The 13,384-nt window shown below is 43.3% G+C and carries 11 protein-coding genes and 2 tRNA genes; 5 read left to right on the top strand and 8 right to left on the bottom strand.

The window, feature by feature from the left end; all coding sequences use genetic code 11:
* Positions 1–3: 3 nt before the first annotated feature.
* The 4 genes from A3860_RS05650 to A3860_RS05635 form a co-directional block, all read right to left on the bottom strand.
* Positions 4–1,521, bottom strand: coding sequence for a RagB/SusD family nutrient uptake outer membrane protein (locus tag A3860_RS05650; protein ID WP_081145579.1), 1,518 nt, complete (start codon positions 1,519–1,521; stop codon positions 4–6).
* Positions 1,522–1,538: 17 nt separating this feature from the next.
* Positions 1,539–4,940: a TonB-dependent receptor gene (locus A3860_RS05645; RefSeq protein ID WP_081145578.1), complete on the bottom strand. Its 3,402-nt coding sequence runs from the start codon at positions 4,938–4,940 to the stop codon at positions 1,539–1,541.
* A gap of 168 nt (positions 4,941–5,108) precedes the next feature.
* Complete coding sequence (locus A3860_RS05640) at positions 5,109–6,242, bottom strand: FecR family protein (RefSeq protein WP_081145577.1); 1,134 nt, start codon at positions 6,240–6,242, stop codon at positions 5,109–5,111.
* 159 nt (positions 6,243–6,401) lie between these two features.
* Positions 6,402–6,971 (bottom strand): RNA polymerase sigma-70 factor, encoded by a 570-nt coding sequence (locus A3860_RS05635; protein WP_081145576.1) that lies wholly within the window; start codon positions 6,969–6,971, stop codon positions 6,402–6,404.
* A 186-nt stretch (positions 6,972–7,157) separates the two neighbouring features.
* Here A3860_RS05635 and A3860_RS05630 point away from each other — a divergent pair.
* The 5 genes from A3860_RS05630 to A3860_RS05605 all read left to right on the top strand — a co-directional run bounded on the left by A3860_RS05630 (position 7,158) and on the right by A3860_RS05605 (position 10,711).
* Positions 7,158–7,231: transfer RNA gene (locus A3860_RS05630), tRNA-Ile, on the top strand.
* A gap of 295 nt (positions 7,232–7,526) precedes the next feature.
* Entirely contained in the window at positions 7,527–8,312 is a 786-nt protein-coding gene (locus A3860_RS05625; RefSeq protein WP_081145575.1) for an outer membrane beta-barrel protein, read from the top strand.
* Positions 8,313–8,847: 535 nt separating this feature from the next.
* On the top strand, positions 8,848–10,035 hold the full coding sequence (gene hflX, locus A3860_RS05615; protein WP_081145919.1) for a GTPase HflX: 1,188 nt from the start codon (positions 8,848–8,850) through the stop codon (positions 10,033–10,035).
* 26 nt (positions 10,036–10,061) lie between these two features.
* Positions 10,062–10,418 carry a Rieske (2Fe-2S) protein gene (locus A3860_RS05610; protein ID WP_081145573.1) on the top strand — a complete coding sequence of 119 codons (357 nt, stop codon included), beginning with the start codon at positions 10,062–10,064 and terminating at the stop codon, positions 10,416–10,418.
* Positions 10,419–10,637: 219 nt separating this feature from the next.
* Positions 10,638–10,711: transfer RNA gene (locus tag A3860_RS05605), tRNA-Asn, on the top strand.
* Positions 10,712–11,028: 317 nt separating this feature from the next.
* Here the strand turns inward: A3860_RS05605 and A3860_RS05600 are convergent.
* The 4 genes from A3860_RS05600 to A3860_RS05590 all read right to left on the bottom strand — a co-directional run bounded on the left by A3860_RS05600 (position 11,029) and on the right by A3860_RS05590 (position 13,376).
* Complete coding sequence (locus A3860_RS05600) at positions 11,029–11,628, bottom strand: RteC domain-containing protein (protein ID WP_081145572.1); 600 nt, start codon at positions 11,626–11,628, stop codon at positions 11,029–11,031.
* Positions 11,629–11,875: 247 nt separating this feature from the next.
* Positions 11,876–12,001 (bottom strand): hypothetical protein, encoded by a 126-nt coding sequence (locus A3860_RS42060; RefSeq protein WP_262497283.1) that lies wholly within the window; start codon positions 11,999–12,001, stop codon positions 11,876–11,878.
* A 62-nt stretch (positions 12,002–12,063) separates the two neighbouring features.
* Positions 12,064–12,627 carry a SulP family inorganic anion transporter gene (locus A3860_RS05595; protein WP_081145571.1) on the bottom strand — a complete coding sequence of 188 codons (564 nt, stop codon included), beginning with the start codon at positions 12,625–12,627 and terminating at the stop codon, positions 12,064–12,066.
* On the bottom strand, positions 12,624–13,376 hold the full coding sequence (locus tag A3860_RS05590) for an NADH-quinone oxidoreductase subunit B family protein (RefSeq protein ID WP_081145570.1): 753 nt from the start codon (positions 13,374–13,376) through the stop codon (positions 12,624–12,626). Before A3860_RS05590 ends, A3860_RS05595 begins: the two co-directional genes overlap by 4 nt.
* Positions 13,377–13,384 lie beyond the last annotated feature (8 nt).

Below are 13,384 nucleotides of genomic sequence, written 5' to 3'. Positions count from 1 at the left end.
GGGCTACAAATTCGGATTAAGATCTTTTTGTGCGGTTGGAACCGGAACGTATTCCTTACCTGCGGCAAAACCCTGGGGAGCCAGTACGGTAGCGGCCTGACCTGTTCGTATTAGATCATTATACCGTTCGCCCCACCATTCGCAGGCAAATTCGGCCCGGCGTTCATCGAGTACCTGTTGCAGGGTTACGCCTGTAACAGCACTTAATTTTGCCCGCTGGTGAACCAGGTTGAAAGGCACATCGCCATTCTGTCCCTTACGCACTTTTGCTTCGGCATTTAATAACAACGCATCGGCATAGCGCAGCATTCGCACATTGTTATTGGATCCATAATCAGTCCTTCCCGGAGTCATTTGGTTACTGGGCAGGTAAGCCTTACCCATAAACCGGGTTTGTCCATTCGAATTGCCATATATTTTATCACCACTGGGCGTGGTTACAAAGGTTGATCCATCAGCACCGGCAAACAATATGCTCGTTTTTAAACGAACCGAATCGTTGCGGCTGTTCAGGAAAGTTACAATATTATCAGTTGGCTGCATAAAACCCCAGCCGGCGATCTTGCTTCCGTGTTGATCACCGTTTGGTCCCTGAAATATAAAAAACACGCCGGGTGAAACTGCGGTACCACTGCTGGTGCCAAAATCAGAGAACTGCAATTCGTATAACGATTCATCACTCAGTTTACCGGGTAATTTCCAGAGTTGATAAAAGTCGGGATACAGGGAGAATTTATTGCTGTTAATGATGTCATTGGTGGCAGCCAGCACCTGATCCCAATATGGACTTCCATTATCATTTCCCGCTGCATCTGCAGCGGCTTTTGCCTTCAATAAAAGAGCTGTATATTTTGTTACCGCCCCTTTATGGGTTGCCTGGTTGGGGCGGGCATCTTCGAGGTAACCAACGGCAGAATCCATTTCAGAAATGATCCACTGCCGTACTTCGAGCACCGTGCTCTTTTTTACCTGCGCCAAATTAATATTGTCTTTAAGAATAGGAACATCGCCAAACACACGGGAGATCAGTAAATGAGCTATTGCCCTGATGACCCTTATTTCGAACCTGTACTGATTATACAATGCAAGATTACTGCCATCCCCATCAGGAATGTTTGCACGATACTTGTCAAGGTCGTTCAATGCCTCATTACAATACAACACCAGCCCGTAATGATCGTTCCAGTAGTTATTGGTGCCCCAGAAAGAAACCACACCGGGATTGCTGTTCTGAAAATTCTTGATATCAGTCAACGTAGCCTGGTCGTTGGTACTGGAACCTTTCGATACATCATCGCCCCTGACAGCACGTACTCCAAGATCCATCCAGTGAACCAGGCCGGGATTTTCGCCGCTTGCAGTTCTGTAAACACCTGAAACCGGTGAATACATGCCGCCTAATAGGGTATAATCAATGGAAGTACCTCTGGGCCTGTCTTCCAGATCGCGATCGAGAAACTTCTTACATCCCGTTGCGGCAAGCACGAGTAAAGGAAGTATAATATATTTAAGCTTGTTCATAACCTTCGTAATTAAGATTAATAAGTTATTCTAACACCTACGGAGTATACGGCCGTTGTTGGATACACATTACTGTCGTACCCATAATTTGAGGTAAATGTCGCTGGCGTATTAGATGGACCGGCTGCCCGGTCTTTTGGTAATTGCGCCGGCGCTGCTACTTCAGGCGTTATACCTGTGTATCTTGTCCAAATAAGTGGCCGGTCGGCTGTAGCATAGATCCTGAACGAGGCAGCATTTGTTTTTCCCACCCTGAAATTGTAACCAAGCTGTATATTCTGCAGGCGTAAATAAGCGCCGTTCTCAACATAAAATGAGCTGGCGTAATTATTCCAGCTTTGCGTGGTAGCAATAGCCGAAGGATATTTATTGGTAGAACCTTCACCCGTCCACAAGCTGGTAACAAATTTTTCATCACCATTCATGTCCGGAAATTTTTGCCGGGTAGAACGGTTATAGTTCAGAATTGAATTGCCACCCACACCCTGGAAGAAGAAGTTGAGGTCAATATTTTTATAATCAAAACCAATATTAAAACCATAGGTAACTTTTGGTATATAACTTCCCAGGTTTACCCGGTCAAGATCATCCTGCACTTTATCTCCATTCGCATCCAGATATTTGAAGTAACCGGGTTTTACGTTATTGGCCACAGCAATGGGATCCGCATTTATTTCTGCCTGGTTTTGATAAATGCCTGCCACCTGGTATCCGTAGAAGAAATTAAATGGGTCGCCTACACGCGATAAGGTCGGGAATTCTGCAATACCGCCGGGCAGGTTTTTCAAACCCAGCAGGTCAACCACTTCGTTCTTGATAGTTGTGAGATTACCGCCTAACTGATAGCCAAAGTCGCCTATCTTATCGGCCCAGTTCAGCATTACTTCAAAACCGCTGTTATTTAATTTACCCCAGTTCCCATATTGCTTTATACTGCTGATAAACGGGATGTTCCTTTCAAAAGCCAGCTTGTCGGTTTGCCGGTGGTAATAATCCACTGATCCTTTCAATCTTTTATTCAACAGCGAAAAATCGATACCACCGTCCCATTCTGTTACCACTTCCCAAACCACAGTTCCAAATACCGGATCAATACGGTAGCCGGTAACGGGTGTGCCATAAGTAGAACCAGTGCTTCCAAATATGCCTGAGTAATCATTTCCGCTGTATACAACCGCATAGCCGGTACTTGGGTTTACGTTATCGTTACCCAGCTTGCCCCAGGAACCACGAACCTTTAACAGGTCGAACAATTTTTGGCCCTTCATAAAGCTTTCATCAGAGATCACCCAGCCCAAACCAACAGAGGGGAAATAACCCCATTTATCCTGGTATTTCGAGGTACCATCGGCCCTGAAAGTAGCGGTGAGTAAATACCTGCCGGCATAATCATAACTCAGCCTTCCAAAAAAAGAGGCAGAGCCATTTCTATAGCCGGTTTCGTTGTAACCATTGGTGCGTCGCACACCCTGATCGGCATACCAGAATTCCTGCTGGCTGGGCACACTGTCGGCTATTACCTGGGTACTGCGGTACCGTTCTTCCCGTACCGACTGGCCCAGCAGCACCGTCCAATGATGACTGTCTTTACTTCCTTTATAGGTGAGCAAATTGTCGAGGATATAATTCTCGAGCCGGTCTTCGGTTGTTGTCAATGCCGACTTGGCCAACTGCTGGTTGTTATCAACATAATACGCCGGTAAATAATTCTGGTTCAGGTTTGAAGCGTACCGCTGACTGAGTTGGGAGCGGAAGGAGAGTTTATTTTTCATGAGATCGGCTTCCCCATATATGGTAGGTAAGATCTGAAAACCTTTTGTTCTGTCGTACCAATAATCTGCAGCAGCTACCGGGTTATTGAATACCCCATTTGAAAATCCCAGGGAAGTGGAGGTGGCGTATTTTTTAGGAGTGGCCAATGTGTTGGTATTATCAAATACCGGGTACAAAGGCGAAGCTTTATAGGCCAGCGTTACCGCATCATTATTGGGATTTCTTTGTACCGAATTACTGTATATGCTGGTGATGCCTAGCTTTAACCAATCGTATGGTTTGGCTTCCATTTGAAAGCGCACGTTATACCTGGCGTAATTGTTCTCTGCATCGAGAATGCCATCCTGAAAAAGGTAATTTAACCCAACAGTATAGTTTACTTTATTTGAACCGCCGGCTAAATCAATGCTGTGATTGTGCATGAGTGCGGATGGTTGAAATATTTCGTCGTACCAGTCGGTATTGGTTGAAGGATTTAATCCGGAACCGCCAAATTTTGAAACTGATAATTTTACCCTGGCCGAATCGGAAGCTGTTTGTTTGGCCAGTTCCATGGCCGAATACTGGGAGGCGTTCGCCAGCTTGAACTTACCGGTTGGCACCTGCACGCCGAAGTAACCATTGTAGGTTACCCGGGTCTTCATATTATATTTTCCTTTTTTGGTAGTGATGATCACCACGCCGTTGGCTGCCCGAACACCGTAGATGGCAGCGGCAGAGGCATCTTTCAGGATCGACATTTCACCAATATCGTTGGTATTGAGGAAGTCGATGTTATCGACAAACATGCCATCGACCACATACAATGGATTTGTATTATTAAAAGAACCAACGCCCCTGATGCGCACCGTTGGTGTACCGCCTGGCGCTCCGGTAGTAACTACCTGCACACCCGTGGCACTACCCTGTAGCGCCTGCATGGGACTGGCCGTTGTTCGTTTATTAAGGTCTTCAGGATTCACGACGCCAATAGGTGCCGTGAGGTCTTTTCGGGTGCTGGTACCATACCCGATCACTACTACCTGTTGCAGCGAAGCAGCTTCTGCAGCCTTCAGGCTAACATTAATAGATGCCCGGCCATTGACTGGTATTTCCTGGGTTTCGAAACCCAGTGATGAGAACACCAGGATGGCACTGTCGGGCACCGTCAATGCATAATTTCCGGCGCCATCGGTTGTAGTGCCGATGCTGGTATTTCGAACCAACACCGAAACGCCGGCAACGGGTTCGCCACTGGTACTGGTTACCCGGCCCGATACCTTTATATCCTGCCTCACAGCCATACCTGTTTTCAGGATGATGAGGTTATTAGCCATTAATTGAAACGATAATCCGGTATTGTCAAGCACACGTTGCAATACATCTGTTACTTCAGCATTAACCATAGTTAAAGTAATGCGGGGTGCATTGGTTACCAGGCTTTCGTTATACAGGAACCGGAAATTGCTTTTCTTTTCAATTAATACCAATGCCCGTTTTAATTGTGTTGATTGAAAATCGACACTTATCCTGTTCTGGGAGAAGCCACCGGCAGCAACATGAAGACAACCAAGCAGTATTATAGCGAATGAAAGCTTCATAATGCGGAGGAACTTTTGCAAAAGCGGGTCCCTGCCGAAACTCAGCAGAATTCCGTTTTTTTTCATACTTTGTTAATTGGAAGGTTAAATAATAGGTGTTTCCTGTGCCTTAAACAGGAAATCGCATTTCAGCCTGTATTTACCTGGCGGAATCTCACTGCAATGAGGTTCCGCTTTTGTTTAAGGTTTAAGAACTATTGTTATCAATCATTGGCAATCGTTTTGATTAAAAAATCAACTCCCTATAATTATTTTATTACCCTGCATGGAATAATGACAAGGCCCTATCACGCTCAGGTAATCCAGGACCTGTTGTATAGTTTCGTTCTCAAACTTTCCTGAGAAATGGACCTCCTTTATTTTGGCATCGCTGAACGTTATTTCTACATTATACCAGCGTTCCATTTTAAGGGCCGCATCCTCAAAAGATTCATTATCGAAGACGAGCTTGTTTTGCACCCAGGCAGTTTCAACCACCAGACTATCGGCTTTGGCATAGGTTAATTTGCTATATGAAACAAAGGGTTCATTATTCGCTGCGCTTTTTTTGTTGGTTACCGGTGCGCTTTCCTCATCATTCATTACAACCAGTTTTTCATTGGGGCGCAGCGTGAACTTTTGTTCGGGACGGTCATGGATCAGCACTTCTACCTTGCCATGAACCAGGCTGGTTTCGGTTTGTTTATCGCCGGGGTACGATTTTACATTAAAGGCTGTGCCCAGCACCCGCACATCAATATGTTGGGTATGGATGATGAATGGGATCTTTTGTGCGGTTGCAGGCGAAACAGCCGGCATTACTTCAAAAAAGGCCTCGCCACTGAGGTCTACTTCCCGTATTTCGCCGCCAAAATCTTTATTATAGGTAAGCACGCTGCCGGCATTCAGCCAAACTTTTGACCCATCGGGCAGGATGATCTTTGATTTGGAACCATTGCGGGTACTCACTTCATTTTTTTCGGCGGTATGAGCGGCTACAAAAGGGCGGGATGCCGTTGTACGTTTGGTTACAGAATTATACCAGTATATGCTGGTGGCCATGAGCACGGCTGCAGCTATACTGATGATCACTAATGATTTTCGGGAACGTTTTTGAGTATTTGTAAAGTCGGGTTGTAATTCGTTGTCCTCGGGTTGGTCCCAGTTTACACCAGCTGCTTTCAACCGGTTGAGATGACGGTCAAATGCATCCTCCGTCTCATTGTTAACAGGCGGTGCATGCAGGTTCCATAAGTCAGTTATGTTTTGAAGGGCATAATGCATATCAGGATCGCTACGCAACAGTCCTTCCAATTCATTCAATTCTTCAGCGCTTGCCTCACCAGCCAGTTTTTTACCAATTAAAAACCAGGTTCTCTCCTTGCTCATGGGTATATAAATAGTATATACTCATAAGGACACTACTTTAAAAAGCATACCCCCAAAGGAATCCAGAATTTTTTTGAATTAACCAGTTATCAAATGGTATGGGACCTCACGTCTCATTCGCCCGTTGGTGAACCCTGCTTCCCCACCACGGCGTGTAGCTTAGGATGACAGGGTGGTACGAATATCGAAATGAATGGCCTGCCCAATTTTTCGGATGGCAATAGTCATTTGATTTTCAACAGTTTTCAGGGACACTTGCAGTAATTCGGCCACTTCGCGGTACTTCAGGCCATCTTCTTTTATCAGTTTGAAAATAAGCTGGCAGCGGGGTGGCAGGTCATTGATGGCTTTTTGCACCCGGTTCATCATTTCAGCGGTAAGCATCAGTTTTTCGGGATTGAAATAAATGCTTTGCAGCTGAACAAGGTATTGCTCGGGTTGCAGGAAAACTTTCTTTTGCGTACGGAGGTAATTAAGGGCGCCGTTCTTGGTGCTGATAAAAAGGTATAGTTTAAGGTTATGGATACGGTTCAGCCCAGCCCTTTTTTTCCACACTTTTATAAATACGTCAGAAACGATCTCTTCGGCCACTTCGGGCGAGCGCACAAATGAAATGGCAAATTGCTGAAGCGACTTATAGAAAAGGGCATACAATTCCTTATAGGCGGACTGGTCGTCATATAGCGCAATTCGCTGTTGCAGATCCTGAATATGAGGGCTGGCAAGCATAATAAAAAAACGCTAATCGTCAGGTTAAAAGACCAAAATGGTGACCCGAAAGCTGCTGCACCAGGTAATTTAAAAAATTAAATGAGATTTCTGCCGGGTACTGAATGAATTTTTCTAATTTTGCTGCTCTTTGAAACGAAAAGCTCTTTAATTCAAGATATTTGTCCCCGACGAAAGTCGCGGATTGGACCCTTAGCTCAGACGGTTAGAGCATCTGACTCATAATCAGAGGGTCGCTGGTTCGATCCCAGCAGGGTCCACACACAGTTCTTATTTCATCGTTGGCTTTCTCTCCAAAATAATTATCGGGAGGGGTTAGGGTGTTCCTTACACAAGTCGCCGGATTACTGGTCGATTTAAACAGGGCCTCTGTAGTGCATATTTCCTTATTTGACGTATTGTTTCCCGATATCCCGATAGCTATCGGGAGGGGCAAGTTTGCAAAAAAGTCAACCATTACTTCATTATGCCCATGGCAGTGCTATGGGCTTTTTTGTAACCTTAACCTTTCATTAACCCTGTGAAAGATACTTTTGACAATCATTTGAGAACAGTATGAAAAAATTGATTACGCTTTCCCTCGCATTGGCATCTGTACTTCCATTATTTGCACAGGACTCTTCTATAGTAAAACCAGCAGCACCAGCTCCTGCACCTGCCCCTACAACAAAGAAAAGGGATTGGAGCAAGGTCAACCTCGCCAACCGGCCTAATGACCACTTCATGATGCAATTGGGGTACAATGGATGGGCATCTATACCAGATACTATTAACACCAAGGGTATTCCCCGCAGTTTTAATATGTATTTTATGTTCGACTTCCCCTTCAAAACCAATCCCCGGTTTAGTGTGGGCATTGGTGCGGGTTTGGGAACCGACAATTTCTACCTCGATAAACAGACCATAGATATTGCCGGTAAAAATTCGAACACACTGTCCTTTAAAAAAGATTCTACCTACTTCAAAAAATACAAGATCGCTACCACTTACCTGGAAATCCCTGTTGAACTCCGGTTTGCGGCTGATCCTGAAAACACCAATAAAAGCTGGAAAGCGGCCATTGGTGCAAAAGTGGGAACCATGTTAAGCGCCATGACAAAAGGTAAGAACCTGATGAACAGTAAAGGCGGAACCATTCTCACGTATACTGAAAAAACAAAATCAAAACGCTACTTTAATACTACCCGCCTGGCAGTTACCGCCCGCATTAGTAAAGGTGTGTTTGGCATTTACGGTATGTACCAGGTGAACCAGTTGTTTAAAGATGGCGCAGCCCCTACCAGCTCAGGCTTACAGAATATACGACCATTCCAGATAGGTATAACTATCAGCGGCCTGTAGATCGGGCAGCGGTTCCAGCCAGCCCGTATTAGAACATAATTTCAAAATATTCGATCCGGAAGAAGATCCCGCACAGGCGGGAAATTCTTCCGGATTTTTTTTGCCCGGTATTTCCGGATAAACGTGGGCTGAAGGCTTTCACCCAAGGTAGTGGCGTCTTTGGCAGGGTATCAAACAAAGACCAACCAAAGACATAACAAAGACCAAACAAAGACTTGATAAGAACATTCCCTTTATCAGGTCTTTGTTCAACCTTTATTACGTGTTTTTCAGCTCCTTGTCTAAATATACCTCCACCTTTCCCCAACCAGATCCCAACCAAGTGGACGAGAACCGGCAATCCCTGCGCTCATTTCCGGTTTTGCGGCCGCCACCGGGCACCAGATTCTAAACAAAGCACCATAACCGGTACCCCCATTTCCGGCTTTGCAGCCGCCTACCGGGCGAACCAAATCCCCAGCCAAAGACCGGAACCGTTAAACGCTGCCCCCATTTCCGGTTTTTCAGCTTACTTTTGCACGGAAAACTGAAGGAATTGTTAGACAAGAAGAATATCATTCAAAAAGAAGAGAAGGCTGTACTGGTAGGACTGGTACATAAATTACAGACCGAAGAACAGGTTACTGAATACCTGAACGAGTTGGCATTTCTGGCAGAAACCGCCGGCGCCAAAGCCGTAAAACGGTTCGCCCAAAAACTGCCCCACCCCGATAGCCGCACTTTTGTGGGCAAGGGAAAGCTGGAAGAGATCAAAAACTACATCGAAGGACGCGATATCAACATTGTAATTTTCGATGATGAGCTTAGCGGGTCGCAGATCACCAATATTGAAAAAGTGTTGGAAGTGAAGACCATCGACCGCAGTGACCTTATTCTGGACATTTTTGCCCGCCGGGCAAAAACCGCCCAGGCCAAAACACAGGTTGAGTTGGCCCAATACCAGTACCTGATGCCGCGCCTGCGAGGTATGTGGAAGCACCTGGAACGGTTAGGAGGCGGTATTGGAACCAGGGGACCCGGTGAAACGGAAATTGAGACCGACCGCCGTATCGTGCGCGAAAAGATAGCGCTGTTGCGTAAACGCCTGAGCGAAATTGACAAGCAGGCATCTACCCAGCGGAAAGACCGCGGAGAATTTATTCGGGTAGCCCTGGTAGGTTATACCAACGTGGGCAAAAGCACCATCATGAACCTGCTGGCAAAGAGTGAAGTGTTTGCCGAGAATAAATTGTTTGCCACGCTTGATACCACTACCCGCAAAGTAGTGTTTGAGACTACGCCGTTTTTATTAAGTGATACGGTGGGGTTCATTCGCAAATTGCCGCACCACCTGGTAGAAAGTTTTAAAAGCACGCTCGATGAAGTGCGCGAAGCAGATATTCTGCTGCATGTGGCCGACACCTCGCATGTACAATATGAAGACCAGATAGGAGTGGTAAATAAAACCCTGCAGGAATTGAATGTGATCGACAAGCCGGTGATCACCATTTTCAATAAAATGGACCAGTACGAAAAGAACACGTTTGATCCCTGGCTGGAAGAAGAAGTGCGATCTGAAATCCTGGTAGACCTCAAAGAACGCTGGGAAAACCAGTTACAGGGTAATTGCGTTTTTATTTCGGCCACTGAAAGAACGAACATTGAGGAACTGCGAAACACCATTTTAAATAAGGTTAAAGAATTATACGCCATCCGGTACCCGTACAGAACGGGCTTTTTATAATGGCGGTTCCCCCAGAACCTACCTGCATGACGGAAAAAAAGTACCAGTACCATCAAATAGCGGAGCATTCATCTGAACTGTTGTTCAACGGGCAGGGCATTGCCGTGGTGGAAGTAAAAGGTAAAAAGCTTTGCCTTGCACGCCACCAGTCGGCGTGGTATGCCTTTGCTTATAAATGTCCGCATGCGAGTGGTATTATGTCGGAAGGGTATATTGATGCCGTTGGCAATGTGGTATGCCCGGTGCACCGGTATAAGTTCAGTTTGAAAAATGGCCGCAATACGAGTGGGGAGGGATATTATTTGAAGACGTATCCGGTTGAGGTGCGGGGAGAGGCGATTTTTGTGGGTATGCCTGATGGCGGGTTGTTTGGGTGGTTGTGATTTTTGAGAAAAGGCTTGGAAAAAGCCAACAAGGTGATTAAAAGATCAATAGGAAATATGGGCGGCTCTCTTTGAAGAAATTTTTTTAAATTAATTCCCCGATTTTCTTTGACCAGGTGTTTTTTAAAATGAGAAATTCCTTATTTTTGCTGCCCATTTCGGAAGAGAGGTAGTAAATAACTGCCGGTTTTTCAATTAGTTCTGAAATGGAACACATATTCCTCCTTAGCTCAGTTGGTTAGAGCATCTGACTGTTAATCAGAGGGTCTCAGGTTCAAGTCCTGAAGGGGGAGCAAGAGAATCAAGCAGTTACAATCATTTGGATGTAGCTGCTTTTTTATTTGCACCAAAATTTGCACCATAAAATTGTAGCCCCTGCAATCGGTTATCTGAAAATGATTTTTGTGAACAGTACTAAATAAAGAAGCTTTATCTCACCCGATAGACGAAGCGATACAACGAAAAAAATCACCCAAAGTTTATTCGGTAGCACTACCAGAGAACCGTTTGGCCGGGTAATGGCAACATAATGGTTAAATCTACAAGTGCTTTTAAATAAGGGGGCTATTGTCTAATAAAACCGGCCTTGGTAAGTTTAAACATTTAAATTCTAATTCTTCTGTATGCTGTTCATTTGTTCGTTGGCCAAGTCGTTCCCAGCATCATCCAAAATTTTCAATTGATCACTAACGTATATTTCATATTGCTGATATGCAAGTAAGGTAGCTGTCAGATAATCATAGGGTGATGAGGTTTGTTTATCCGAAGTATATATTCTTTTTTTGTGATAACCTTCCTTACTATCATTATTCATAAAATAAATATAATCTCTATCTGTGTCCCCTTTGATATAATATTCACAAAACTCTTTATGTTCATTGAAAAAATGCTTAATCTTGGTTAACTCTCTTTGCCAAAATTGAATTTTTTCTTCTTTGTTATCTTGTGGCAGGAATAATATAGCCTGGCAACGTTGCATATAGTATTCAATCAACCCGGTAAATTTAGGTTTACAATTTTTGAAAAAATCTATTTTTCTATTTTCAATTATGTGATTATTTACCCTTATCCATGCTTTTAATTGGTCCCAATAATTTATACAAATCCGGCAACAACATTCTAATTGTTCAATCTCAGGCAATGGTAGTTGTAAACAACGGTTAATACCTTTCTGCATTTCTATGTATAACAGGTTACATTTATCTTTCATAATTCACTAAGCTATTTTAAGAAGGTTCCAATTAAAAAGAAATGCTTTATTTTGAATGACTGGGATATAGTAGAAATTCAACTCTTTAATAACGTGAGGCAATCAATACTTCAATTCCATCATTTGAAAATTCAGCCCAATCAATTAATATCTGACTGTTGATTGGCTCATATATGTCCTTCTTCCTTATATCTTCCGGTATATCTTTAATTGGCACCAACAGAATAAAGCGGTGGTGCCATATAGTCTAAGCGCCTACCTGAGTTAAACCTTTCACCTGTACATATTTAAAACCTTCATTTTTTAACTTTTGCAGGATCGATAGCGTTAACCTGGAAGTAGAATCAACATTTTGTCGTATTTCATTTTTCATTATTAATAAAGTTAGTTAGCCCTTTTAAGAATTATTGGGGCTTCGTGCCCATTTTTTTTCTATTAGTGGTTATCGAAACTTTTTTCAGCATATCTTATCGCATCATCAATCGAACAGAAAACAAAGTCCTTTCCAATCTTTTGTAGGAGGTTATATGTATTTAACTGCCGTTCAAGATTTATATCTACATCTGATAAACAAATTTTAATCTTTCCTACATACAGATTAGTTATTACTTTGCTGAGTATATCAGCGTCATTGGAATGAATATGCCAGATTCGGTTAAGACGTATAATAAGGATACTTGGTCGTATGGTCATCATTTTCAATACCTCTACATATTTGTATAGAATTTCGAAAGTTGCTGAATTGCTAATTTCGAATACCTCAACTCTTGGCGGAACGGTTAATTCATTTCCCTTATTTAAAATTCTATATCCATTAATGTGCCCTGGATTTAAATTTTTTATTGTCCTTCGCATCAAAAGGATCGAGGCGACTATCGCTCCAACAAATAAAGCTGTAGAAAATCCAATAAAAATGAAAGGAATGGCTATCAAAATAGCTATGAGAATATCTTGTATTATTCCGGTTATTTTTTCAGTATGATTGCCAACATTGTTCATTTTTTCTTTCTTATAAGTTCAAGCACTCCATTTATAAATGTCAGAGGATGTATAGGATTGCCGGGTACATACAAATCAATTTTATATTTCGACAAAAAACTTCTGTTTAACGCAAGACTGCCTTCAAATATGCCTCCGCTTATAGCATCAATTCCTGCAAGTATGATGATTTTGGGGGCAGGTATTGCATCATAACAAATCTGTAATGACTGGGCCATATTTTCTGTTATAGGCCCTGTAATTACAATTCCATCTGCGTGACGTGGCGAGGCTACAAATTCAATACCGAACCTTCCCATATCAAAATTTACATTTCCACAGGCATTCAATTCCAATTCGCAGCTATTATCGCCACCTGCTGATACCTGTCGTAATTTTAAAGAGCCACTGAAATATTTAGAAATTTCCTTTCTTATCAGTTCTGGATTCAACTCAACGGGTTTATCACTTCCTTCCATTATCACAAGCCTCCCACGGTCATTGGTAGCGATTCTATAATCTGTTGTAAATTTTATTTTACCTGGAAACGCAAAGGCACACTCTCCACAAAAGGTACATTTTCCCAAGTCAATGCAAACAGGGGCTGTCGAGATAGCGTTTGTTGGGCAAATTTCTGCCAGCTCAGCTTCATTAATTATTTCAGAACTGATTACCGGTCTGCCTTTGAATATACCTGGAACTTGTGCAGCGGTCACATCAGGAATGTATTGTCTGCCCTGATGAAACAGTATTTTAAGATTATCTAACATTTTTGCCT

It is taken from the genome of Niastella vici, assembly GCF_002077945.1.
Taxonomy (GTDB): Bacteria; Bacteroidota; Bacteroidia; order Chitinophagales; family Chitinophagaceae; genus Niastella; species Niastella vici.
Note: the sequence above shows the minus strand (reverse complement) of the source record. Positions and strands in the feature narration are given on the sequence as shown.

Excerpts from the sequence above, each read along its gene's own strand:
- A3860_RS42060 (WP_262497283.1), bottom strand. The coding sequence starts at position 12,001 with ATGAAAAATGAAATACGACAAAATGTTGATTCTACTTCCAGGTTAACG.
- A3860_RS05600 (WP_081145572.1), bottom strand. The coding sequence starts at position 11,628 with ATGAAAGATAAATGTAACCTGTTATACATAGAAATGCAGAAAGGTATT.
- A3860_RS05625 (WP_081145575.1), top strand. The coding sequence starts at position 7,527 with ATGAAAAAATTGATTACGCTTTCCCTCGCATTGGCATCTGTACTTCCA.
- A3860_RS05650 (WP_081145579.1), bottom strand. The coding sequence starts at position 1,521 with ATGAACAAGCTTAAATATATTATACTTCCTTTACTCGTGCTTGCCGCA.
- A3860_RS05590 (WP_081145570.1), bottom strand. The coding sequence starts at position 13,376 with ATGTTAGATAATCTTAAAATACTGTTTCATCAGGGCAGACAATACATT.
- A3860_RS05610 (WP_081145573.1), top strand. The coding sequence starts at position 10,062 with ATGACGGAAAAAAAGTACCAGTACCATCAAATAGCGGAGCATTCATCT.
- A3860_RS05640 (WP_081145577.1), bottom strand. The coding sequence starts at position 6,242 with ATGAGCAAGGAGAGAACCTGGTTTTTAATTGGTAAAAAACTGGCTGGT.
- A3860_RS05595 (WP_081145571.1), bottom strand. The coding sequence starts at position 12,627 with ATGAACAATGTTGGCAATCATACTGAAAAAATAACCGGAATAATACAA.
- A3860_RS05645 (WP_081145578.1), bottom strand. The coding sequence starts at position 4,940 with ATGAAAAAAAACGGAATTCTGCTGAGTTTCGGCAGGGACCCGCTTTTG.
- A3860_RS05635 (WP_081145576.1), bottom strand. The coding sequence starts at position 6,971 with ATGCTTGCCAGCCCTCATATTCAGGATCTGCAACAGCGAATTGCGCTA.